This window comes from Mesorhizobium sp. M7A.F.Ca.CA.001.08.2.1 (assembly GCF_003998455.1).
Classification (GTDB): domain Bacteria; phylum Pseudomonadota; class Alphaproteobacteria; order Rhizobiales; family Rhizobiaceae; genus Mesorhizobium; species Mesorhizobium ciceri.
Window position 1 is genome coordinate 1 of the sequence record NZ_RZPW01001369.1, and the last position, 665, is coordinate 665.

Below are 665 nucleotides of genomic sequence, written 5' to 3' on the forward strand. Positions count from 1 at the left end.
CGGTGGCATGACGCACCACGCGACGCGGCGCGCGATTGCGAGATCGTCATTACCTGCCTGCCGCTGCCACACGACGTCTTTGACAACATGACTGGCGAGCAAGGCGCTTTGGCCGGAATGGCACCGGGGAGCGTATGGATCGATACGTCCACTACCGACTACCACAATACGATCGAGATCGCCCGCCGGGCGGCAGCAATTAGCGTGCATTCGCTGGAAGCGCCCGTGAGCAACCTGTCCCACATGGGAGTCGATTTCGCCAATGTCAGCTTCTTCGTCGGCGGGCCACCGGAGGCCTATGAGCGTTGCGGGAAGGTGTTGCAAATCATGGGATCCATCTCCTTCCATGTCGGAGACATCGGTCAGGGCCAATCAGTCAAATTACTGACGAATCTACTCTTTTACGCTGCGGCTGTTGCAAGCGGCCATGCGCTCTGCCGAAGTGTGCGCGAGGGCGTTCCAGCGCAGCAGGCGTGGCGTAAGTTTGTCGCGTCGCCCGCAAACTCCGTTGCAGTCGAGCAGTTCGTCCCATTTCTCCTGGATGGCAGCTACGATCGCTCTTGCACTTTGGAGATCACGGTGAAGGACATGGGCTTGACCGTTCAGCTGGCGGACGAACTCGGCGTGGGATTGCCGATCGGGCGCGCGGTCGAAAGGCGCTATTG

General features: G+C 60.2%; 1 protein-coding gene. It reads left to right on the forward strand.

What is annotated here, in order from left to right:
- Positions 1-665 (forward strand): NAD(P)-dependent oxidoreductase (locus tag EN914_RS37455; protein ID WP_164779270.1); only part of this gene is annotated, 665 nt, incomplete at both ends.